Source organism: Pseudomonas sp. W2I6, from assembly GCF_030815935.1.
In the GTDB taxonomy this organism is placed as follows: Bacteria; Pseudomonadota; Gammaproteobacteria; order Pseudomonadales; family Pseudomonadaceae; genus Aquipseudomonas.
Genome location: NZ_JAUSXJ010000001.1, coordinates 2,956,319 through 2,976,947 on the forward strand (window position 1 = coordinate 2,956,319; position 20,629 = coordinate 2,976,947).

The window sequence follows — 20,629 nt, forward strand, 5'->3', positions numbered from 1 at the left end:
CTCACGCCTCCCGGGGGCAGGTAACCGCGCGGGCAACGATGGCGCCCACCACCGCACCCGCTATCGGTGCCGCCCAGAATAGCCACAACTGCATCAGGTATTCCCCGCCGGCAAACAATGCCGGCCCGGTGCTGCGCGCCGGGTTGACCGAGGTGTTGGTGACGGGGATGGCCACCAGGTGAATCAGCGTCAGGGTCAGGCCAATGGCAATCGGTGCAAACCCGACCGCCGAACCCGGGCCGGTGACACGCATGATGATGAACACAAAAAAGAACGTCGCCACCGCCTCGACCACCAACGCGGCCAGCAGGCTGTACTGCCCGGGGCTCAACTGGCCATAGCCGTTGGCGGCGAAAGCACCCACTTCAAACCCCGGACGGCCACTGGCGATCAGCGCCAACACGGCGGCGGCGACAATCGCACCAGCCACCTGGGCAATGATGTACGGCACCACGTCACCCCCCGGCATCCGGCGCCCCACCCACAAGCCGATGGTCACCGCCGGGTTGAAGTGCGCACCGGAAATACTGCCCACCGCGTAGGCCATGGTCAGCACCGTCAAGCCAAAGGCCAGGGCGACACCGGCGAAGCCGATCCCAAGCTCCGGAAACGCCGCGGCCAGTATCGCGCTGCCGCACCCGCCGAAGGTCAACCAGAACGTCCCAAGAAATTCTGCTGCGATTTTCTTTTGCAAACCAACTCCACCCAATGCCAACGCCATCCGATTGATGGACCCGGCGGCGACGGTAGCAAGCGGGGTTAACCGGCTCGTATCAGACTTTTCCGGTTAAAGCGCGCGAGATATCGACGGTGCTGAAGATGAAGCTTTTGTCAGTAAAGCCTCACTTAATCGATGGTTAATCCCCCGGGACGACAGTTGAATCGACCGCACTCGCACGGCTCCAGCCGTTGCCCAGGGCGGCCGCGGCTCATCACGTTGTTGAGCCTGCGAACGACTTGCGGAGAAACACCATGAAACTGCGTACGTTAATGCTCGGCGCTGCACTGGCCCTGACGGCTGTAACGGGGATGGCGCAGGCTGACACCGCACCCGTCATCACGCCTTACCACTACGGCGAGAAGATGGATGTGCAGAAGGTACTTGCCATGCACGAACCCGACACCAATGTCTGCAAAGTGATCAATGCCGATATCAAGTTCGTGGACAGCCAAGGGAAAGTCCAGGACGTGGGTTATCGCAAAATGTCCGAGGCGTGTGATTTCCAGAACTGATGTGATTGCAGCGCCGTTGCAGGGGGGAGCGAGCTCGCTCCTGCGGTCGCCAGGCGTTACCCTTGCCGGCCGCTTCACGGCCGAAAGGATCACGGAAACGGCGTTGGGCCTGGCATTTATCCAGGCCCGCAAGTCTTCACTGACTGAAGCTCAACCGTCCGTTTAATAGAAAGGACGCGCGCCGGCTCGTTTGAGGGCCGGGGCCTGGGTGTGGGTATGCTTGAGGTCTTCACGCAACTCGGTAATCAAGTTGCAGATCGCCCGACTGCTGTCGAGCTTGTTGGCGCAAATGCCGGTGACCACCAGGTCGACCCGGTCATGATCGATCTCGTGATAGACCTTGACCGTCAGCGAGGCGTCCGACGCCTTGGTGACTTCACAGCGCTTGGGCAGAAAACTTCCTTCAATGATGCCGCGTAGTTCCAGATCCGAAAGCATGGCCGACCTCTCCTTTTATGAGATTGCCAATCGATTGTTATCAATATTCTTATTGCTGGCGACCGTGATGAGACGTTCACCTTTTTGCGCCTTGCCAGCCCTGGCAGACGGCTTCACGTACCCAGCCTACTAGGCCGTTCAGAGTTGCGTTGGATCCTTTCCTCATAAGCGACAACGTTACTTATATAAGTTACGTGGCAGACCGCCATTAACCCGTTCGTTTGGGGGATCAGCAGCGGTATTTGTTGCTCATTCAGAGTTGTAACAGGATCTTATGAAGCATTAAACATGCCGTCGGGCATGGACTGCCAAGGCCCAGGAAAATCGGCATATTCGAACGAAATACTGGCCACCGACTCATGCATCCTGCAATAAGCACCGGTTGGCGTCATGCAAATTGAAAGACTGTAAAACAAGCGCCTTCCCGAAACTATTTCCAGCGGAAATAAACACCCTCCAAACGGGTGGCTGCGACTAACATTAAATTTTCATTAGATTAAACGTTTAATCTGCTTGAGCCGCCACTCGTTCGGCAACATGTCGCAAACTATCAAAGTTAATATTGGCCCCCGAGTTGATCGCCACCCATGTTTGTCCCTGGATCCCGGTCTTCGCGACATGCTTGCGGATACCCGCCACCGCCAGCGCCCCCGAAGGTTCGGTAATTGATCGCGTATCGTCGTAGATCAGCTTGATGGCGCTGCACAGTTCGTCATTGCTGACGGTGATCACCTCATCCACGTGGTGTCGGCAGATTTCAAAACCATGGGCGCCTATCTGGGCCACGGCAGTCCCGTCGGCAAAGCTGTCGACGCTCGGCAGCACCACCCGGCTCCCTGCGCGCAAGGCTGCCAGCAGGCAACTGGAGCCTTCGGGCTCGACGCCGACGATGCGCACTTCGGGGCGCAGGTATTTGACGTAGGCCGCGATACCGGCGATCAATCCGCCGCCGCCCACGGGGACAAAGATCGCGTCCAGCGGGCCCTGCTGTTGACGCAGCACTTCCATGCCCACGGTGCCCTGCCCGGCAATCACGTCCGGGTCGTCGAACGGCGAGACAAAGGTGCTGCCGGTGGCCTCGGCCAGTTGCAACGCGTGGGCCAGGGCAAACGGAAAGCTGGCCCCATGCAACACCGCCTCGCCGCCTCGGGAGCGCACGCCCAACACTTTCAACTCCGGGGTGGTGCACGGCATGACAATCGTCGCCTTGATCCCCAACTCCCGCGCCGCCAATGCCACGCCCTGGGCATGATTACCCGCAGAAGCAGTGATCACGCCTCGCGCCTTTTGCTCGGCACTGAGCTGCATCAGTTTGTTGTAGGCGCCTCGAATCTTGAAGGAAAAGGTCGGTTGCAGGTCTTCGCGCTTGAGCAGGATCTGATTGCCCAGCAATGCCGACAGCGCCGGCGCCACCTGCAACGGCGTACGCACCGCCAGGTCGTAGACCGGGGCGGCCAGGATCTTCTTCACGTAGTGCTCAAGCAATCCCGAATCCTGGGGCTGGCTCGCGGGGCGGGTACTCATGGATGTCTCCTGGGTGTTTGCAGGGCCCTGGAGACGGAAAAACAAAACCCGCCTCTAGGGCGGGTTTGGGTACAGCCGAGCGCTATCCCGCCAAATGAGGAATGGCGGTAATAATGCTTGGCTGGCAACGAAAGGTTTGAAATGTCATGAATCAAAATTAACCGGCGTCACCGGGCAAGTCAATGGCGAAACGCCAGGCTTTACGGGGAGCATACGAAACGTATACGCTTTGTATATCAACCCTGCACAGTGAAGCTTATGGGCATCGTCAAGATCACCGACCAATTGCACGAACAACTCCGTCTGGCCAGCGCCACCATGGACCGTTCCATCAACGCCCAGGCCGAGTTCTGGATCAAGATCGGCCTGCTCGCCGAGCTCAATCCGCACCTGGCCTATAACGACCTGATCAACAAGCTGTTGCTGGACAAACCCGACCTGATCCGAGGGCGCGCGCAATGATCAAGACGGCGGAACAACTCGCGGTGATGCGCGAATCCGGCCGCCTGTTGGCCCAGGTGTTTACCATGCTTGACGGCTTTGTCGCCGCCGGCCAGTCGACCCTGGAGATCGACAGCGCCGTCGAAGCCTTCATCCGCAACGACCTGCAATCACGGCCGGCGAGCCTGGGCCAGTACGACTACCCCTTCTGCATCAACACCTCGATCAACGAGGTGGTGTGCCATGGCATGCCGAGCGCCAAGGCCGTGCTCAAGGATGGCGACATCGTCAATATCGACATCACCCTGGAAAAAGGCGGTTTCATTGCCGACTCCAGCAAGATGTACATGATCGGCAACGTCGCGCCCAAGGCCCGGCGCCTGGTAGAAATGACGTTTGAGGCCATGTGGGCCGGGATCCGCCAGGTCAAACCCGGCGCGCGCCTGGGGGATATCGGCTACGCCATCCAGAGCCATGCCCAAAGCAACGGCTACAGCGTGGTGCGTGAATATTGCGGGCACGGCATCGGCCGCGAGATGCACGAAGAACCGCAAATCCTGCACTTCGGCCGCCCCGGTACCGGAATGGAACTGCGCGAAGGCATGGTGTTTACCATTGAGCCGATGCTCAACCAGGGCAGCGCCAAGGTGCGCAGCTTGAAGGATGGCTGGACGGTAGTGACGCGGGATAACAGCCTATCGGCGCAGTGGGAACATACCGTGGCGGTGACGCGGGACGGGTTTGAGGTGTTGACGTTGCAGCCAGACGTCTGAATGGCGCAAATCCCCTGTGGGAGCGGGCTTGCTCGCGAAAGCGGTGTGACAGTCGCCATCTACAGCGACTGATCCACCGCTTTCGCGAGCAAGCCCGCTCCCACATTCAGACCTCAGTGATATTCAGGATTTTGGTCATACTGCCTTGTCGCCATTCCCCGCAATCCGCTTCAACCCCAACACCATCAACCCCGCTCCCAGCCCCATCGCCGCCATGAACAACGGATACGAAATCCACCACGGCGTCCCCGCCGTCATCATGCTGAATTCCGACATCCCGCCCACGCTCGCAATCAGGTTCAACGGCAGGAACACCACGTTGATCAGCGTCAGCTTGCGCAGCAGGTTGTTCATGCTGTTGTTCATCAGGTTGCCCCGGGCGTCGATCAGCCCGGAGAACACGTTGGAGTAAATCTCCGCCTGCTTGTAGCACTGGTTGTTCTCGATAATCAGGTCATCGATCAGGCCCAGTGTTTCAGCGCTGAAATGTTCCTTTTCCCCATGGTTGCGCAGGCGCGTCAGCACCGCGCCGTTGCTGTGCAGGGCGTTGATGTAATAGATCAGGCTTTCGCTGAGGTTGAACATCTGCATCAGGTGGCGATTGCTCATCGATGCATTGAACTGCTGCTGCAGTTCCCGGGCGACCATCTTGATCACCTTGAGGTGGCCCAGGTAGTGATGGATGTTGTTGAGCAGCAAGTCCAGCAACACATCCAGCGGCGTGCGCAATGGCCGGCGCGCACCCAGCCCGGAGAGCTGGCTGTCGTCGGTGGCGATCACCAGGAGTTGGTCCCCGGAAAACAACAGGCCGCAGGACGACACTTCAAACACCAGGTTGCCGCCGCCGGAATAGTTCTCCGGGCGCTTCCAGATCAGGAACAGGTTATCGGGGTGGAACTCGATGCGCGACACTTCGTCCGGGTCCAGCGCCGAAGCCAGGGCGTGTTCATCGAGCTTGTAGCAGTCGCGCAGGTACTTGCGCTCGTGGGGGTCAGGATTGCTGAACAGCAAGACATCCCCGCCGTCCCCCAGGCTGTTGTACAACTTGCCATCGGTTAATTCAAAGCGCTGGATCATCGCGCGTCACCACACCTGGCCTTGACGCTTCAACTCCAGGCGTCGCACGAACTCTTCCAGTACCAGGGAATACAAGTCGTCTTGCAGGTAGGCATCTTCGATGCCGGCGTCCATGTTGGGGTTGTCGTTGACCTCGATCACCACCACCTTGTCGCCGGATTGCTTGAGGTCGACGCCGTACAGGCCGTCGCCGATCAGGTTGGCAGTTTTTACCGCCAGTTCCACCACCGCCTTGGGGGCTTCGTGAACCGCCAGGGTGCGGCACTCGCCGTTGATGTCCTGGCCGATGGCCTTGTGGTTGTAGATCTGCCAATGCCCCTTGGACATGAAGTACTGGCAGGCAAAGATCGGTTTGCGGTTGAGGACGCCGATGCGCCAGTCGTACTCGGTGTAGAAAAATTCCTGGGCCAGCAGCAACACGGAATGCTCGAACAGTTCGGCGGTGGCGGTCAGCAGCGCTTGCTGGCTTTCGACCTTGATCACGCCGCGGGAGAAACACCCGTCGGGGATCTTCAGCACCAGCGGGAAGCCGAGGCGCTCACCCACCCTTTCGAAATCTTCGGGTCGCTCCTTGTAGAGAATTTCGGTGGCGGGCATGCCCAGTTGATGGCTTTTCAGCAGGTCCGTGAGGTAGACCTTGTTGGTACAGCGCAGGATCGAGGCCGGGTCGTCCATCACCACCAGCCCTTCGCTTTCGGCCTTTTTCGCGAAGCGGTAGGTGTGGTTGTCGACGCTGGTGGTCTCGCGGATCAGCAGGGCGTCGTATTCGGCCAGGCGGGCGTAGTCCTTGCGTTCGATCAGTTCCACGTCGATGCCGAGCCCCTTGCCGACCCGGACGAAATTTTCCAGGGCGCGGGCATTGGACGGCGGCAGTTGTTCCTGCGGGTCGTGCAGGATCGCCAGGTCATAGCGGGCCAGACGGCGGGAGCGCGGTTGACGCCAGATCTTGCGGCTGAAGTTGTCCAGGGCATTCGCGAATTGGTCTTCCTGGTCATCACGCAACTTGTGCAATACGCCAGACTTGATGCCTTCGATGTGCCAGCCGTTATTCTTGCGAAACTCAACTAACAGGATCGGGCAGGGAAACGCTTCAAACAATTGGCGGGCCAGATCCTGCAAGGGTTCAATATTGGTCCGGCCAAAGTAAAGTGTCAGGGTAAAGCCTTCGGTGTTGCTGTAGAGATGATGACTCAAGGCTTTATCGAGGGTTTTATCGAGGTCATCCAGGGCCAGGCCGTACAGGGACTTTTTCGTCAGTTCGCTGATGGTGCGCACCGACGGAATCACCTTGTGCCCCCGCGCCTCGGCCAGCAGCGAGCAGTAATAGCCGTGCCCCAGGTACTTGTAGCTGCGGCACAGGTTGATCACCTGCACGCGCTTGCCCGTCTCGTTTTCCCGGGTTTGCTCAAGGTATTCCTGGGCGGTGACGATGTCTTCGCTGGGGAAGTACGAGGCCCAGTCTTCCTTGCGCTCGACAATGATCACGACTTGACTTGCACTCTTGGGAGGGCTGGAAAAATAACCGTTGGAAGTTATTGTCGCCGCCACTGTTTGCTCGGATACTTCACGCCAATGACCTTGTACCGCTGACATATTGATTGATCCGCTTTAGAGAACTAGACCTTTTCTATTAAGCACGATCTTTTAGAGAAGTCCCGTTTCGTTACGCAACTTTTACGGCGGTCACATGGCTCTTTCCTTTCGCGTTGCAACACCCGATGACGTGCCTGCATTGGTGGCATTGGAACAGCACTGTTTCACCACGGACCGGCTCTCCACCCGCAGCTTCCAGTGGATGGTCAGTCGCGCCCACGGGCAACTGCTGGTGGCAGAAAAACACGGCGAATTGCTGGGCTACGCCCTGGTGTTGTTCCACCGTGGCACCTCCCTGGCGCGCCTGTACTCCATCGCCATCGCCGAGTCTTCCCGGGGCCTGGGCCTGGGCAAACAACTGCTGACGCGCATCGAAGCCTGTGCGGTGGAGCATGACTGCGCCTACCTGCGCCTGGAAGTGCGTACCGACAACCCCGGCGCCATCGCCCTGTATGAGCGCAACGGCTACCGGCGCTTTGCCCTGGTCAACGACTACTACGAAGACCACGCCCCGGCCCTGCGCCTGGAGAAACGCATCCTCCAGCACCAGGACGCGCGCGCCTTGAGCGTGCCCTATTACCAGCAAACCACCGACTTCACCTGCGGAGCCGCCAGCCTGCTGATGGCCATGGGTGCCCTGGAACCTGCGCGGGTGGCCCAGCGCCGGGAAGAACTGCAGATCTGGCGCGAGGCAACCACCGTGTTCATGACCGCCGGACATGGCGGCTGCAGCCCCCAGGGTTTGGCGCTGGCCGCCTGGCGCCGGGGCTTTCGCGTGCGCATGCAGGTCAATGTCAGCGGGCCGTTGTTTCTCGACGGGGTGCGTGATCAGCATAAAAAAGACGTCATGCGTTTGGTGCATGACGCCTTCGAGGAAGAGTTGGCCTTGAGCGACGTTGAGCAAGTGCTCGGCGGCCCGCTGGATTTACCCCAGGTGCTGCGCGACGGCGGCCAGCCGCTGGTGTTGATCAGCAGCTACCGGCTGACCCGCTCCAAGTCACCCCACTGGGTAATCGTCACCGACTGCGACGAAGACTTCGTGTACCTGCACGACCCGGACGTGGATCACAGCCAGCACCGCCAGCCCATGGACTGCCAGCATCTGCCGGTCAGCCATGGGGAGTTCGAGCGAATGTGCCGGTTCGGCAATAACAAATTGCGGGCAGCGGTGGTGGTGTTCAGGCGACTTGCTTGATCCCGGCCTTGGCTTCCAGTTCGCGCACCAGCGGTAATACACGCTTGCCGAAGTATTCCACTTCTTCCTGAAAGTGCAGGAAGCCGGCCAGTACCAGGTCCACGCCGACCGCCTTCAAGGCGACGATGCGCTCGGCAATCTGCTGCGGGGTGCCGATCAGGTTGGTCTTGAAGCCGTCGTTGTATTGCACCAGATCCTCGAAGGTCGACTTGGCCCAGTTGCCCTCACCTTCCGGTGACGCCTTGCCCGCCTGTTTCGCCGCATCGCCAAACGCGTTGACGGCTTCCGGGTCGGCCTGTTCGATGATTTGCGCGAGCACGGCGCGGGCTTCTTCCTCGGTGTCGCGAGCGATCACAAACGCATTCACACCGACTTTCACCGAATGGTTATTGGCCGCCGCCTTGGCGCGAATGTCATCGACCTGGGCCTTGATGCCTTCCGGGGTATTGCCGTTGGTGAAGTACCAGTCCGATACCCGTGCCGCCATGTCCCGCGCGGCCCTCGAACTGCCACCCTGGAAGATTTCCGGGTGGGGCTCGCCCAGGGGCTTGGGCTTGAGGCTGTAGTTGTCGAAGCGGTAGAAATCACCCCGGAAGGTGAAGTTGTCCTGGGTCCAGATGCCTTTCAGGGCGCGGATGAATTCCTCGGAACGGCGATAACGCTCGTCATGTTCCAGCCAGTGTTCGCCGATGGCCTGGAACTCGCCCTTGAACCAGCCGCTGACGATATTGACGGCAACGCGGCCGTTAGTGAGTTGGTCGATGGTTGCCAGTTGCTTGGCCGCCAGCGCAGGTTGCCAGGGGCCCGGCAGGATTGCCGCGATCACCTTGAGCTTGGTGGTGGCCGCCAGCAACGCGTGGCTGAACGCGACCGACTCATGCTGGTATTCGGCGCCATAACCGGCGGTGAAACGAATCTGTGTCAGGGCGTATTCAAAGCCGGCTTCTTCAGCCAACTGCGCCAGCTTGCGGTTGTAGTCGATGCCCCAATGGGTGCGCTGTTCGATCTTGCTAACCACCAGCCCCCCGCTGACGTTGGGCACCCAGTAGGCAAATTTGACGGCTTGCTGACTCATTGGACTGTACCTCGCGGATTGGCATGTACGAGGTGTGGAGCAGCAACTGTGCCAGTGGGCGTGAGAGGCCCGCACTACCGGCCTTCGAGCGCGGAAACAGGCGAAAAGCAGCCTGTTCCGAGCTGTCGTGGATTGCAGCGGTTTGTCGTTTTGCTGTTGCAGGAACAACAGTTGAATCGTCACCCGTCCCGTAAATACGTGCCTTCGCGCCCGGCATGGACCGTGCAATAGCTCACCTATCTCACTGCCCAGGAACCGTCCCCATGACCGAACATCACGTGATCAATCCACTGTCCACCGGCGTCGATTATCACGCCCTGGCCGAACGCTTCCGGCCGATTTTCCAGCGCATCGCCGAGGGTGCCGTAGAGCGCGAACAAACCCGCGCCCTGCCCTACGAGCCGATCCAATGGCTCAAGCAAGCCGGCTTTGGCGCCGTGCGCGTCCCGGTGGAATACGGCGGTGGCGGCGCCTCCCTGCCCCAGCTATTCGAACTGCTGATCGAACTGGCCGAAGCCGACTCCAACGTGCCCCAGGCCCTGCGCGGGCACTTCGCGTTTGCCGAAGACCGCCTGAATGCCGCCCCCGGCGCGGCGCGAGACCTCTGGTTCAAACGCTTTGTCGACGGTGACATCGTGGGCTGCGCCTGGACAGAAATCGGCAGCGTGGCCATCGGCGATGTCGTCACTAAAGTCAGCCCTGACGGCGACAAATGGAAACTCAACGGTGAGAAGTTCTACAGCACCGGCAGCCTGTTTTCCGACTGGATCGACGTCTACGCCCAACGCAGCGACACCGGCGGCGACGTGATTGCCGCCACCCGCACCCGCCAGCCCGGCGTGGTGCAAAGCGATGACTGGGACGGCTTTGGCCAACGCACCACCGGCAGCGGCACCTCGCGTTTTACCGATGCGGTGGTGGAGGCGGAAAACGTCATCGACTTTGCCACGCGCTTCAAATATCAGACTGCGTTCTATCAGTTGGTGCTGCTCGCCACCCTCGCCGGCATCGGCCGCGCGGCCCTCAAGGATGTGGCGCATCAGGTGCGCAGCCGTGAACGGATCTACAGCCATGGCAATGCCGCCCATGTGAGCCAGGACTCGCAGATTCAGCAGGTGGTGGGTGAAGTTGCAGCGCTGGTGTATGCGGCCGAAGCCAGCGCATTGAAAACCGCAGTTCCAGCGCAGCGGGCTTATGTGGCGCGGTTCGGTGGGGACGATGCCGTGGAGCACGAAGCCAATGTGGCCGCCGAAATCGAATCAGCCACGGCGCAGGTGGTGGTCTCGGAACTGATCCAGCGCGCCACCACTGAACTGTTCAACGCACTGGGGGCTTCGGATGTACGCCAGGGCAAAGCCCTCGACCGGCACTGGCGCAACGCCCGCACCGTGTCGTCCCACAACCCGGTGATCTACAAGGCGCGGATTGTCGGCGACTGGGTGATCAACCGCACCGAGCCGCCGTTTGTGTGGCAGATCGGCAATGGGCCGGCGCGTTAAAACGCCAGCTTGAAGCCGATCATCACCAGCATGAACGCCAGGCAAGGACGCAATATCCCGTCCGGGACCTTGCCGGCCATGTGGCTGCCGACATAAATCCCCGGCAGCGAGCCCAGCAACAGGAAGCCCAGCAGGGTCCAGTCCATGTTGCCCATGCTGGCGTGGCCGAGGCCGGCGACCAGGGTCAGCGGCACGGCGTGGGCGATTTCGGTACCCACCAGGCGCTTGGTGGCCAGGAACGGGTACAGGATAAACAGCGCCACCGTGCCCAGGGCACCGGCGCCGATGGAGGTCAGGGCCACCATGGTACCGAGGACAGCGCCGGTGATGATGGTCAGCGCATTAAGGTTGCGCGGCGCCATCTTGTAGTCGTCGCCGGCATGCCGCTGGGCAAAGGCCAACAGCTTGTTCTTGAACAGGATCGCCGTGGCCGTCAGCAGCAAGACCACGCCCAGGGACTGCTTGATCACCGCGTTCAAGGCGGCGGGGTCGGTGTCCAGGCTCTTGAGAAACCACAAGGTCAGCAACACGGCGGGCACGCTGCCCAGGGTCAGCCAGCCGGTGATGGTCCAGTCGATGTTGCGATTCTTGCTGTGAACCAGCACCCCGCCGGACTTGGTGATGGCGGCGTACAACAGGTCGGTGCCCACGGCGGTGGCCGGGTTGATGCCGAACCAGAGCAGGATCGGCGTCATCAACGAGCCCCCGCCTACACCGGTCATTCCCACGATAAATCCAACAATCAGGCCAGCAATCGAGAAACCAAAATTACCTACATCCATTACCACTACCTGCGGCCTTATAAAATTCTGGCCGCAGCATAGCGATTTTTCTTATAACTACTTATATCAAAACGATCTGACATTATGCCTTTCTGGTCAGCCGCTGGCTGCGATAAGCCTGGGTCTGGTACGGAAACGCAACCGTCTCACGGCCGCGCAAGGCCGGATGCGTGTTGATCAGCGACTGCAACTGCTCAGTCACCTGCGCCTTTTCTGCCGGTGGCAATGCGGCGATAAAGCTCACGGAAAGGAAGCGGTCCATGATCACTTCCTGGGGGCTGCCGACATGGCTGTAGGGGAAGCAGGTCATTTCGGGGGCGGAAAAATACTCGCCGGTAAAGGCCTCGCGCCAACGTCCGGTATGAAAGCGCGGTGTGTCGCCCTCGTAGGGCGTGATGATTTCGGTGATGGCCGCGACCCAGTCCACCGACTCATCCCGCACATTCCAGATCAACCCAAGGCGACCGTCCGGCTTGAGCACCCGGTGAATTTCCGCCAGGGCCGCTTCCGTGGAAAACCAATGGAACGCCTGGGCACACACCAGGGCATCAGCGGTGGCCGCCTCCAGGGGGATGGCTTCAGCGGTGCCCGACAGCAGGCGCACCTGGGGCAGCAGTTTGTGCAACTGCGCCCCCATTGCCTCCACCGGCTCCACTGCGATCAACGTCGGCGCCACGGTGCTGAGCAAGCGGGTGAACTTGCCGGTGCCGGCGCCCAGGTCGATGACCGTGGAGTGGGGATTGATCTGCAGGGCGTCGGTGAGCCAACCCGTGAGTTGCCGTGGATAGTCCGGCCGGCCTTGGGCGTACGTGACGGCCTGAGTAGAGAAACCCTGTTGAGCAGACTTGTGAACACCGGTCATCGTCAATCTCTCCTCTGGTAGTGCGGGGGCCCACAGTGTGCGCCCTTGAAGATTTATTTTCTAATCGCTGCATCCGTTTGCGCGTGCCGTGGGTAGTACAGGTAGCAGCGCCTTGCTGCCCTTATGGAGAGACACCGATGAACGCCAAAGCCCTGTTCTGCGTGACCTGCCTGTTCGCCGCTGCACCGACTGCCTTTGCCCAGACCGGTTTACCCGACAGCATCAAGGTGCCGGACGGCCACAAGGTGACCATGGAAACCACCGGAGTCGGCGAAATCACCTACGAATGCCGGGACAAGGCCAATGCTGCCGGCCAGACCGAATGGTTTTTCGTCGGGCCCAAGGCGGTGCTCAATGACCGCAGCGGCCAGCAGGTCGGTAGCTACTTCGGCCCGCCGGCCACCTGGCAGGCCAAGGATGGTTCGAAAGTCACCGGCACCCAGTTGGCCGTGGCGCCGTCCAGCCCTGGCAACCTGCCTTATCAACTGGTCAAGGCCAACCCCGCCGAAGGCAAGGGCGCGATGAGTGGCGTCGCGTATATCCAGCGGGTGGCCCTCAAGGGCGGCGTGGCGCCAGGCACGGAATGCACGGCGGCCAACAAGGGCAAGCAGGAAGTGGTCAAATACCAGGCCGACTACATCTTCTGGGCGGCCAACTGACCAGATTCGTCTACGCTGCTGCGAAAGCGCCCCGGGCTCACCGCCGGGGCCTCCACCTGGAAACCTGTCTTTGCCTGAAGCCGATTTTGACTATCAAGCCTGCCTGCTGGCCTGCGCCCGTGGCGAACAACCGGCCTTGCGCCGGCTGTATCAACAGGAAAGCAGCCGGCTGCTGGGGGTCGCGTTGCGCATCGTGCGTGACAAGGCGGTGGCCGAAGATATCGTGCATGACGCCTTCATCAAGATCTGGAACGGCGCGGCCAGTTTTGACCCGCACAGAGGCTCGGCCCGCGGCTGGGTATACAGCGTGACCCGGCACCTGGCGCTAAATGCCGTGCGCAGCAATGGACGCGAAGTGCCCCTCAGCGAAGAGCATGAAAGCGCAGAGCGCGCTGACACCTTCGACTATCAGGCGCACTCGGCGCGGATCTACAGCTGCCTCGAACAACTCGACCCGGCCCGCCGCAACTGCATCCTGCATGCGTATGTAGACGGTTATTCCCACAGCGAAATCGCGCACAAACTCGGCACCCCGCTGGGTACCGTGAAAGCGTGGATCAAACGCAGCCTCGCGGCATTGCGTGAGTGCATGGCATGAACAGCATCGACGAACTGGCCAGCGAATATGTGCTGGGCACCTTGCCCACCGAGCAACGCACCGAGGTGGAACAGCGCCTGGCCACCGATGCCGACTTGCGTGCGGCAGTAGACGCCTGGGAACAGCGCCTGCTGCCACTGACTGGACAGGCCCCGCCTGCAACGCCTTCGGTGTATTTATGGCGACGCATCGAGCGCAGCCTGGGGCATTCTGCCACCCGGAACTCGCCGGTCTCGTGGTGGAACAGGCTGGCGTTGTGGCGCGGACTGGCCGGCGCCGGCATCGCGGCGAGCCTGGTATTGGCGACACTGCTGTTGACCCGTACGGCCGCCATCAACCCGACCGCTTATGTAGTGGTGCTGGTAGCCCCGCAAAACCAGGCGCCGGGCTGGGTAATCCAGGCGAGCAATACCCAGGAAATCCAGCTGATTCCCCTGGGCATCATGGAAGTACCGGCAGACAAGACGCTGCAGTTCTGGACCAAGGGCGAAGACTGGCAAGGCCCGGTGTCGCTGGGCTTGGTCAAGCCTGGACAGACGTTATCTGTGCCCCTGGACAAACTCCCGCCACTGGCGCCGAACCAGCTGTTTGAGCTGACCCTGGAAAATCCCGGCGGGTCGAAAACCGGCAAGCCGACAGGTCCGATTCAGGCAATTGGCCGGGCCGTTAAAGTAATCTGAACGTAATGCAATGTTGTGGAAGGCCAGTTCGCGCATATGCATTACATCTCGGGGCTATGGCGTCACCATTGCGCTATAGAATCGGGCTCGGAAACCCGGCTCCCTGGACCCTTCATGCCCTCAAAAACCCGTTCGCTGCTGATTCTCGCACTCGTCGTCATCTTCACCGGCATCGGCGCCGGCCTGGGCGGCATGCTCCTCGCCTTGCTGCTGCACGGCATCCAGCATCTGGCCTACGGCTACAGCCTCGACAGCCTGATCAGCCATGAAACCTTTTTGCTCGGTGTCACCGCCGCCGCGCCCGAACGCCGGGTGCTGGTGCTGATCACCTGTGGCCTGGTGGCCGGTGTGGGTTGGTGGTTGATCTACCGCTATGGCCGCCCGCTGGTGAGCATCAAGCAAGCGGTCTCCGCCCAGGCACCGATCATGCCGCCCAAGACCACCCTCGCCCACGCCGTGCTGCAAATCATCACTGTGGCCCTCGGCTCGCCATTGGGCCGTGAAGTGGCGCCACGGGAAGTCGGCGCGCTGGCCGCCACCTGGTTGTCACAGCGGGCGCGACTGGCGCCGGACATGCACCGGCTGATCGTCGCCTGCGGTGCGGGCGCCGGGCTGGCGGCGGTGTACAACGTGCCGTTGGGCGGCGCGGTGTTTGTGCTCGAAGTGTTGGTGGGTGTGTTCAGTTGGCCGGCGGCAGTGATTGCGTTGGCCACCTCGGCCATCGGCGCGTCGGTGGCCTGGATTGGCTTGGGCGCAGAGGCGCAATACGTAGTGCCGCACTTTGTGCTCAGCCCAGGCTTGATCGCCTGGGCGCTGGCCTGCGGGCCGGTGTTTGGCCTGGCCGCCTACGGATTCACCCGGCTGACCGGCGCGGCCCGCAGCAACGCCGCCCGTGGCTGGCGGTTGCCGGTACTGTCGTTGATCAACTTCACGATCATCGGGGGCCTGGCGATTTTCCTGCCGCAGATCCTCGGCAACGGCAAGGGCCCGGCGCAACTGGGCTTTGACAATGAGCTGACCATCGGCCTTGCCGCGGTGCTGCTGGTGGTCAAGGTACTGATCACGGCGAGCAGCCTGCGCGCCGGTGCCGAAGGCGGTTTGCTGACCCCGGCGCTGGCCAACGGCGCCCTGCTCGCCATCATCCTCGGCGGCGCCTGGAGCCTGTTGTGGCCCGGCGTGCCGCTGGGGGCTTTCGCGATCATCGGTGCGGCGGCGTTCCTGGCATCGAGCATGAGCATGCCGTTGACGGCAATCGTGCTGGTGGCGGAATTCACCCGCATCGACCATGACTTCCTGGTGCCGATCATTCTCGCGGTGGCAGGTTCGATGTGCATGAGCAAGCTGTGCGTCCTGTGGGAAAAGCGTTGAAGAAGCTGGATTAAAACCCCGACACGCGCCATCCTCCGCGCTTTAAGCCGCCCCATCAGCGGCGTTCCACGCACAAAGGATATGCCCATGCACGACCAACCCCTCGCCCCCGCCGATTTCGAGTTCATCGACGACACCCTGCTCAAGTACGGCGACGACCATTCGGTGCTGAACCTGGCCGAGCTCGACGGTTACTTCACCGCCCTGGTTTCAAGCCCCGCGCAGGTGGAGGTTGCCGAATGGTTCCCCGGTATCTTTGGTGGGCAGAACCCGGATTGGGAAAGCCCGGAAGAAGCCGGGCAGTTCCTTGAACTGTGCGTGCGCCATATGAACGCCATTGCCACGCAACTGGCGACCGACGCCCAGGGTTTCAAGGCACGTTTCGAGGAAACCGAGCATCAGGACCAGCCACTGACCCTGGCGGAAGAATGGTGCTTTGGTTATATCCGTGGCGCCGCTATCGGCAACTGGCCAGAGCTGCCTGCCGAACAGGCCGGGCAACTGGAGAAGATTTCCTGGTGCGCCGAGCAGGACAACTTTGAACTGCCGGCAGACCTGGATGTAAATGCCCATCAGCAACGGGTAGCCGCTATCGAACCGGCCGCCCGTGCGTTGCACGACTACTGGTTGGCCCAGCGCTGAACGCAACACCTGTGGCGAGGGAGCTTGCTCCCGCTGGGGTGCGAAGCGCCCCCGATTTTTAGGGCTGCTTCGCAGCCCAGCGGGAGCAAGCTCCCTCGCCACATTTATTTGTTTTGCCTCCGGGTTCAGTTGCCGCTAGTTGAAATCGACGTCAAACGCCTGATAGAACGCATTGCCGGTGTTGGCCACGATCCACATCAACACCAGCACATGCCGGCCCTTCTTGCCCTTGGGCAATGTCACCTGATGTTCAACCTTGGCCTTCAGTTCGGCCGAGTGCTGGTAATACGGCACCTGGGTATAGAAGTCCTCGAAGAACGGCTTGGCCTCCAGTTGGGCGCGGCTGATGCGCTGCCTGGGATCCCAACCGTCCCGGGTGATCAACCAGCGATAGCCACGGGTCACGTGCGCAGCGGTGTAATCCCACTGCACCTTGAACACCTGGCCGGCTTCAACATTCAACAACGGCCAGTTAAACGGAGTGTTGAGCTTTTTAGCCATTTCTTCGTCGGTGAAGTTCACACAGTCGCGGGCATCGGTCTTGCCGCCGCTGAGGATGTGCCCGTCGGCGGGCGGCGTGACGCTTTGATCGTCGGTTTCATAAGGCGCCGGAAACGGCCCGGCGTTGAGGGCCGGGAAGTTCTTGCCGCCTTCCATTTCGTTGACTTGCCAGTTTTCCAGCAGGCCACGCTCTACCGCCACCGAGCCACGGCTGGCGGGTGTCACGACGCGACCATGCCTGAGTTGAGTCTGGGGTTTGTTCATTTCAGTCACTCCTTGATTGAAGACTTCCCCTCATGGGAAGCGCCTTGAACTTAGCCCACCTCGCCGGGTTGTCTACCCGACGGTTCTGTCAGACAAATCGCGTCATGTCCTTGTTTTGCGTAGCTTTCGTACTGGTCTTGCACCAGAGTTATCGTCGGTCCTACCCTGCGACAGGCGATCGGACTACAGCCGCCGTCCATGAACGCCTGGCCTCAGGTGTTGAGGATCATCTCAAATCCGCCATAGATCATCCGCTGCCCATCAAACGGCATCGGATTGACGTCTGCCTTCAGGCGCGAGTCTTCCATCACCTTGCTCATCCCGGCGTCACGCACCTGCCGCGACGGCCAGACGATCCAGGAAAACACCACGGTTTCATCCTCCTTGAGCTTGACCGCCATGGGAAACGAGGTCACCTGCCCCTGGGGTACGTCATCGCCCCAGCACTCGATGATATTCAGCGCACCATGTTCCTTGAACACCACGGCGGCGGCCTTGGCGTGCTGGATGAATTGTTCGCGTTTTGCGGTGGGCACCGCGATCACACAGCCATCTACGTAAGACATGATCACTCTCCTGATTCGACGGGTTGTTGTGCCTGTAGTCGATCCATCAGGCGCTCAATCGACATCAACGTGGGAAATGTCGACCAGTGGTGGTTTCACGATTGCGATGCCGGGTTAAGACGTCCCACGTACCAACGGCATATTGGCGACAATAAATTCAATAAACACCCGCAGCTTGGGCGGCACCTGCCGCCCCGACGGCCACAGCAGGTTGAACTGGCCGCCCTCACAGGTGTAATCCCCAAGCACCTCCACCAGATGCCCGGCCGCGAGTGCCTCGCGCACCACGAAGTCGGCCGCATAAGTCAGGCCCTGGCCTTGCACCGCCAGCTCCATGCGTCCTTCCACCGAATTGCAGATCATCGAGCGCGGCAGCTCAAGCTCCAGCGCTCGCTCGTCGCGGCGCATCTGCCAGGCCTGGAGTTTGCCGGAGGCGGGAAAGCGGAAATGGATGCAGCGATGTGCGTGCAGGTCTTCCGGGCAACGCGGCGTTCCGTTCCGAGCCAGATAATCCGGGGAGCCAACGACCAACATTCGATAGGTGCCCAGCGGACGCGCCGACAGCCCGGAATCCTTCGGCACGCCGCTGCGGATCACCGCGTCGAAACCTTCGGCAATCACGTCCGCCAGGCGGTCGTTGAAATCCAGGTCCAGCTGGATCTGCGGGTACAGCGCCTGGAACTCGCCGAACATCGCCAGGAACGGCCGCGCAATCATCGGCAGGCCAACCCGCAGCGGGCCCTGGGGCGCGACAAGGGTTTGCGACAGCTCTTCACCCGCCACTTCCAGCTCCGCCAGTACCCGCCGGCAGCGCTCGACAAACTGCGTGCCCTGGGCCGTGAGGGTGATGCTGCGGGTGCTGCGATGAAACAGCCGCACACCAAACTTTGCTTCCAGCCGGGCGATGCTCTTGCTCACCGCCGACGCCGAGATGCCCAGCGTCCTGCCAGCGCCGACAAAACTGCGGGCTTCAGCTGCCGCGACAAACACGCCGATGGCATTCAGGCTTTCCATACGCTTACCCATTAAGGACTCTGGAGTCCATTCTAAACAGAACTAAGGCCTGTTTTTCCGCTAATTGTTCACGCCTATGGTGGTGGCTCGTTCCCCAGCCACAGGCTTTTTCCCATGAAGATTTTCCTTACCGGTGCCAATGGTTTCGTCGGCGGCAGCGTTGCCCATCACTTGATCGCCCAAGGGCACAGCGTGCGCGGCCTGCTGCGCGACCCGCAGAAAGCCGGCCGCTTGCAGGCCCAGGGCATCACCCCGGTGATCGGCAGCCTGGATGACCGCCAATTACTGATCGACGAAGCACGCCAGGCCGACGCTGTGATTGATGCCGCCAACAGCGACCACGCCGGTGCCGTCGACGCGTTCATCGAGGCGCTGCGTGGCTCGGGCAAACTGCTGATCCACACCAGCGGCTCCAGCATCATCGGCGATGACGCGTTGGGCAATACCTTGTCCGAACACATCTTTGACGAAGACACCCCCTTCATCATCGAGGCCCCCAAGCAAGCCCGCTACGACATTGACCTGCGCATGATGGCTGCCGCCGACCAAGGTATTCGCAGCGTGGTGATCTGCCCGAGCAACATCTATGGCGTGGGCCATGGATTGACCGATCACAGCTTCCAACTGCCGTTCCTGATGGCCCGTGCCCGGGAAACCGGGGTGATGCGTATCGTCGGGGCCGGGGTCAATCGCTGGTCCAACGTGCACATTGATGACGTCGCGAAACTGTTCCTGCTGGCCGTGGAAAAAGCCCCGGCCGGCGCGTTTTACTTTCTGGAAAACGGTGAGGCGTCGTTTATCGATATGGCCGCCGCACTGGCCAAGCGCATGAACCTGAGCGCGGTGCAGTCATGGCCAGCCGAAGAAGCCGAGCAACATTGGGACCCGATGCATGTGCATTACACCTTCGGCACCAATAGCCGGGTCAAGGCCAAGCGCGCTCGCGCCGAGCTGGGTTGGGCGCCGCGTCACGCTTCGATCCTCGACTGGATCGGCAGCGAGATGCCGCTATGAGCCGAGTCTGGATGATTACCGGCAGCGCCGGCGGCCTGGGTGCCGGCATCGCCCGCGCGGCGCTGGTTAACGGCGACCAGGTGGTAGCCACCGACCTTGACCTGGCCCGTCTGGACCAGACCTACAGCAGCGACCAGGTGATGACCGCCGCGCTGGACATCCGCGATGAGCAACAGGCCCAAACGGTGGTGACCGCAGCAGTGGCGCGATTCGGACGCATCGATGTGCTGGTCAATAACGCAGGCTACGGACAGTTCGGGCCATTCGAGGAAGTCGAGCCCGAGGCCATCGAGCGTCAGTTCGCGACCAACGTGTTCGGCACCTTCAACGTAACCCGCGCAGTGCTGCCGGTGATGCGCCGCCAGCGCAGCGGGCACCTGGTGATGATGTCGTCCAATGGCGGCTTCAAGGGCGTGCGTGGGGCCTCGATGTATTCGGCGTCGAAGTTTGCGATTGAAGGGTTTTCCGAAGCCCTGGCCGAGGAAGTCGCCGAGTTCGGCATCCGCCTGACGCTGTTGGAGCCCGGGGCGTTTCGTACTGACTTTCTCGACAGCCGCACGCTCAAGCTCGGCACCCGGGCACTTGAGGATTACGCCGAATTTCGCGCCCGCACGCTGGCGGTCTTCGAGGCTCGTAATCACCGGCAAATCGGCGACCCGTACCGACTCGGCCTGGCGGTTGTGCAATTGGCGGCTCTGGCAGCACCGCCGTTGCGCTTCGTCGCTGGCAGCGATGCGCTGAGTGTCGTCGAAGCCAAGCTGGGCCAGGTTCGCGCCGATCTTGAACGCTGGCGCTCGCTGTCCACCTCCACCGATTTTCCTCAATAAAGGC

At 61.1% G+C, this 20,629-nt stretch carries 23 protein-coding genes; 12 read left to right on the plus strand and 11 right to left on the minus strand.

Annotation, left to right across the window (positions count from 1 at the left end; genetic code table 11):
* Nucleotide 1: 1 nt before the first annotated feature.
* A complete protein-coding gene (gene aqpZ, locus QF039_RS13865) occupies nucleotides 2-694 on the minus strand; it encodes an aquaporin Z (protein ID WP_177068081.1) in 693 nt (230 codons plus the stop codon).
* A gap of 278 nt (nucleotides 695-972) precedes the next feature.
* Between aqpZ and QF039_RS13870 the strand changes: the two genes are divergently transcribed.
* Nucleotides 973-1,233, plus strand: a complete 261-nt coding sequence (locus QF039_RS13870; RefSeq protein WP_003215297.1) for a DUF2790 domain-containing protein — start codon at nucleotides 973-975, stop codon at nucleotides 1,231-1,233.
* Between the two features lie 162 nt (nucleotides 1,234-1,395).
* On the opposite strand, the gene QF039_RS13875 is transcribed toward QF039_RS13870, so the two are convergent.
* Both QF039_RS13875 and ilvA read right to left on the minus strand, forming a co-directional pair.
* Nucleotides 1,396-1,671: a DUF1652 domain-containing protein gene (locus QF039_RS13875; protein ID WP_003215295.1), complete on the minus strand. Its 276-nt coding sequence runs from the start codon at nucleotides 1,669-1,671 to the stop codon at nucleotides 1,396-1,398.
* 504 nt (nucleotides 1,672-2,175) lie between these two features.
* Nucleotides 2,176-3,195 carry a threonine ammonia-lyase, biosynthetic gene (gene ilvA / locus QF039_RS13880; RefSeq protein WP_177081636.1) on the minus strand — a complete coding sequence of 340 codons (1,020 nt, stop codon included), beginning with the start codon at nucleotides 3,193-3,195 and terminating at the stop codon, nucleotides 2,176-2,178.
* 258 nt (nucleotides 3,196-3,453) lie between these two features.
* Between ilvA and QF039_RS13885 the strand changes: the two genes are divergently transcribed.
* Nucleotides 3,454-3,657: a ParD-like family protein gene (locus tag QF039_RS13885; RefSeq protein WP_017475587.1), complete on the plus strand. Its 204-nt coding sequence runs from the start codon at nucleotides 3,454-3,456 to the stop codon at nucleotides 3,655-3,657.
* Complete coding sequence (map, locus tag QF039_RS13890) at nucleotides 3,654-4,409, plus strand: type I methionyl aminopeptidase (RefSeq protein WP_307518886.1); 756 nt, start codon at nucleotides 3,654-3,656, stop codon at nucleotides 4,407-4,409. Before QF039_RS13885 ends, map begins: the two co-directional genes overlap by 4 nt.
* Nucleotides 4,410-4,544: 135 nt before the next feature.
* On the opposite strand, the gene QF039_RS13895 is transcribed toward map, so the two are convergent.
* Together QF039_RS13895 and QF039_RS13900 are read right to left on the minus strand one after the other, a co-directional pair.
* A complete protein-coding gene (locus QF039_RS13895; protein WP_307518888.1) occupies nucleotides 4,545-5,486 on the minus strand; it encodes a magnesium transporter CorA family protein in 942 nt (313 codons plus the stop codon).
* Nucleotides 5,487-5,492: 6 nt separating this feature from the next.
* Complete coding sequence (locus QF039_RS13900; RefSeq protein ID WP_003215278.1) at nucleotides 5,493-7,079, minus strand: RimK family protein; 1,587 nt, start codon at nucleotides 7,077-7,079, stop codon at nucleotides 5,493-5,495.
* A 94-nt stretch (nucleotides 7,080-7,173) separates the two neighbouring features.
* Here QF039_RS13900 and QF039_RS13905 point away from each other — a divergent pair, with 94 nt between their 5' ends.
* Entirely contained in the window at nucleotides 7,174-8,274 is a 1,101-nt protein-coding gene (locus QF039_RS13905) for a GNAT family N-acetyltransferase/peptidase C39 family protein (protein ID WP_177009424.1), read from the plus strand.
* Here the strand turns inward: QF039_RS13905 and sfnG are convergent.
* Entirely contained in the window at nucleotides 8,258-9,349 is a 1,092-nt protein-coding gene (sfnG, locus tag QF039_RS13910; protein ID WP_087692696.1) for a dimethylsulfone monooxygenase SfnG, read from the minus strand. The two genes, QF039_RS13905 and sfnG, sit on opposite strands and share 17 nt — an antisense overlap.
* A 263-nt stretch (nucleotides 9,350-9,612) precedes the next feature.
* On the opposite strand from sfnG, the gene QF039_RS13915 reads away from it, so the two are divergent.
* A complete protein-coding gene (locus QF039_RS13915; protein ID WP_307518895.1) occupies nucleotides 9,613-10,848 on the plus strand; it encodes an acyl-CoA dehydrogenase family protein in 1,236 nt (411 codons plus the stop codon).
* On the opposite strand, the gene QF039_RS13920 is transcribed toward QF039_RS13915, so the two are convergent.
* Together QF039_RS13920 and QF039_RS13925 are read right to left on the minus strand one after the other, a co-directional pair.
* Entirely contained in the window at nucleotides 10,845-11,630 is a 786-nt protein-coding gene (locus QF039_RS13920) for a sulfite exporter TauE/SafE family protein (RefSeq protein ID WP_008430805.1), read from the minus strand. The genes QF039_RS13915 and QF039_RS13920 overlap by 4 nt on opposite strands.
* A gap of 82 nt (nucleotides 11,631-11,712) precedes the next feature.
* On the minus strand, nucleotides 11,713-12,492 hold the full coding sequence (locus QF039_RS13925; protein ID WP_087692698.1) for a class I SAM-dependent methyltransferase: 780 nt from the start codon (nucleotides 12,490-12,492) through the stop codon (nucleotides 11,713-11,715).
* Nucleotides 12,493-12,629: 137 nt separating this feature from the next.
* Here QF039_RS13925 and QF039_RS13930 point away from each other — a divergent pair, with 137 nt between their 5' ends.
* From QF039_RS13930 to QF039_RS13950, 5 genes are all read left to right on the plus strand, one after another.
* Nucleotides 12,630-13,151 (plus strand): DUF3455 domain-containing protein, encoded by a 522-nt coding sequence (locus QF039_RS13930; protein WP_003215266.1) that lies wholly within the window; start codon nucleotides 12,630-12,632, stop codon nucleotides 13,149-13,151.
* Between the two features lie 70 nt (nucleotides 13,152-13,221).
* The gene (locus QF039_RS13935; protein WP_087692699.1) at nucleotides 13,222-13,749 is read left to right on the plus strand and encodes a sigma-70 family RNA polymerase sigma factor; all 528 of its coding nucleotides are present in this window, start codon (nucleotides 13,222-13,224) and stop codon (nucleotides 13,747-13,749) included.
* The gene (locus tag QF039_RS13940; protein ID WP_307518900.1) at nucleotides 13,746-14,429 is read left to right on the plus strand and encodes an anti-sigma factor domain-containing protein; all 684 of its coding nucleotides are present in this window, start codon (nucleotides 13,746-13,748) and stop codon (nucleotides 14,427-14,429) included. Before QF039_RS13935 ends, QF039_RS13940 begins: the two co-directional genes overlap by 4 nt.
* 114 nt (nucleotides 14,430-14,543) lie before the next feature.
* Nucleotides 14,544-15,797 carry a chloride channel protein gene (locus QF039_RS13945; protein ID WP_003215260.1) on the plus strand — a complete coding sequence of 418 codons (1,254 nt, stop codon included), beginning with the start codon at nucleotides 14,544-14,546 and terminating at the stop codon, nucleotides 15,795-15,797.
* 87 nt (nucleotides 15,798-15,884) lie between these two features.
* Nucleotides 15,885-16,439: a UPF0149 family protein gene (locus QF039_RS13950; RefSeq protein ID WP_008430812.1), complete on the plus strand. Its 555-nt coding sequence runs from the start codon at nucleotides 15,885-15,887 to the stop codon at nucleotides 16,437-16,439.
* Nucleotides 16,440-16,574: 135 nt separating this feature from the next.
* Here QF039_RS13950 and QF039_RS13955 read toward each other — a convergent pair whose 3' ends face one another.
* The 3 genes from QF039_RS13955 to QF039_RS13965 all read right to left on the minus strand — a co-directional run bounded on the left by QF039_RS13955 (nucleotide 16,575) and on the right by QF039_RS13965 (nucleotide 18,784).
* The gene (locus tag QF039_RS13955; protein WP_102605856.1) at nucleotides 16,575-17,204 is read right to left on the minus strand and encodes a lytic polysaccharide monooxygenase auxiliary activity family 9 protein; all 630 of its coding nucleotides are present in this window, start codon (nucleotides 17,202-17,204) and stop codon (nucleotides 16,575-16,577) included.
* Between the two features lie 212 nt (nucleotides 17,205-17,416).
* Complete coding sequence (locus QF039_RS13960) at nucleotides 17,417-17,770, minus strand: DUF1428 domain-containing protein (protein WP_307518904.1); 354 nt, start codon at nucleotides 17,768-17,770, stop codon at nucleotides 17,417-17,419.
* A 114-nt stretch (nucleotides 17,771-17,884) separates the two neighbouring features.
* A complete protein-coding gene (locus tag QF039_RS13965; RefSeq protein WP_003215249.1) occupies nucleotides 17,885-18,784 on the minus strand; it encodes a LysR family transcriptional regulator in 900 nt (299 codons plus the stop codon).
* A gap of 114 nt (nucleotides 18,785-18,898) precedes the next feature.
* On the opposite strand from QF039_RS13965, the gene QF039_RS13970 reads away from it, so the two are divergent.
* Together QF039_RS13970 and QF039_RS13975 are read left to right on the plus strand one after the other, a co-directional pair.
* Nucleotides 18,899-19,798 (plus strand): NAD-dependent epimerase/dehydratase family protein, encoded by a 900-nt coding sequence (locus QF039_RS13970; protein WP_307518906.1) that lies wholly within the window; start codon nucleotides 18,899-18,901, stop codon nucleotides 19,796-19,798.
* A complete protein-coding gene (locus QF039_RS13975; RefSeq protein WP_307518908.1) occupies nucleotides 19,795-20,625 on the plus strand; it encodes an SDR family NAD(P)-dependent oxidoreductase in 831 nt (276 codons plus the stop codon). The genes QF039_RS13970 and QF039_RS13975 overlap by 4 nt, the downstream gene beginning before the upstream one ends.
* The last annotated feature ends 4 nt before the right edge of the window (nucleotides 20,626-20,629 follow it).

Coding starts and splice junctions, on each gene's coding strand:
- QF039_RS13975 (WP_307518908.1), top strand. CDS start 19,795: ATGAGCCGAGTCTGGATGATTACCGGCAGCGCCGGCGGCCTGGGTGCC.
- QF039_RS13945 (WP_003215260.1), top strand. CDS start 14,544: ATGCCCTCAAAAACCCGTTCGCTGCTGATTCTCGCACTCGTCGTCATC.
- QF039_RS13970 (WP_307518906.1), top strand. CDS start 18,899: ATGAAGATTTTCCTTACCGGTGCCAATGGTTTCGTCGGCGGCAGCGTT.
- QF039_RS13895 (WP_307518888.1), bottom strand. CDS start 5,486: ATGATCCAGCGCTTTGAATTAACCGATGGCAAGTTGTACAACAGCCTG.
- QF039_RS13900 (WP_003215278.1), bottom strand. CDS start 7,079: ATGTCAGCGGTACAAGGTCATTGGCGTGAAGTATCCGAGCAAACAGTG.
- QF039_RS13905 (WP_177009424.1), top strand. CDS start 7,174: ATGGCTCTTTCCTTTCGCGTTGCAACACCCGATGACGTGCCTGCATTG.
- sfnG (WP_087692696.1), bottom strand. CDS start 9,349: ATGAGTCAGCAAGCCGTCAAATTTGCCTACTGGGTGCCCAACGTCAGC.
- QF039_RS13925 (WP_087692698.1), bottom strand. CDS start 12,492: ATGACCGGTGTTCACAAGTCTGCTCAACAGGGTTTCTCTACTCAGGCC.
- QF039_RS13940 (WP_307518900.1), top strand. CDS start 13,746: ATGAACAGCATCGACGAACTGGCCAGCGAATATGTGCTGGGCACCTTG.
- QF039_RS13950 (WP_008430812.1), top strand. CDS start 15,885: ATGCACGACCAACCCCTCGCCCCCGCCGATTTCGAGTTCATCGACGAC.
- QF039_RS13870 (WP_003215297.1), top strand. CDS start 973: ATGAAACTGCGTACGTTAATGCTCGGCGCTGCACTGGCCCTGACGGCT.
- QF039_RS13875 (WP_003215295.1), bottom strand. CDS start 1,671: ATGCTTTCGGATCTGGAACTACGCGGCATCATTGAAGGAAGTTTTCTG.
- map (WP_307518886.1), top strand. CDS start 3,654: ATGATCAAGACGGCGGAACAACTCGCGGTGATGCGCGAATCCGGCCGC.
- QF039_RS13955 (WP_102605856.1), bottom strand. CDS start 17,204: ATGAACAAACCCCAGACTCAACTCAGGCATGGTCGCGTCGTGACACCC.
- QF039_RS13885 (WP_017475587.1), top strand. CDS start 3,454: ATGGGCATCGTCAAGATCACCGACCAATTGCACGAACAACTCCGTCTG.
- ilvA (WP_177081636.1), bottom strand. CDS start 3,195: ATGAGTACCCGCCCCGCGAGCCAGCCCCAGGATTCGGGATTGCTTGAG.
- QF039_RS13965 (WP_003215249.1), bottom strand. CDS start 18,784: ATGGAAAGCCTGAATGCCATCGGCGTGTTTGTCGCGGCAGCTGAAGCC.
- QF039_RS13930 (WP_003215266.1), top strand. CDS start 12,630: ATGAACGCCAAAGCCCTGTTCTGCGTGACCTGCCTGTTCGCCGCTGCA.
- QF039_RS13915 (WP_307518895.1), top strand. CDS start 9,613: ATGACCGAACATCACGTGATCAATCCACTGTCCACCGGCGTCGATTAT.
- QF039_RS13920 (WP_008430805.1), bottom strand. CDS start 11,630: ATGGATGTAGGTAATTTTGGTTTCTCGATTGCTGGCCTGATTGTTGGA.
- QF039_RS13960 (WP_307518904.1), bottom strand. CDS start 17,770: ATGTCTTACGTAGATGGCTGTGTGATCGCGGTGCCCACCGCAAAACGC.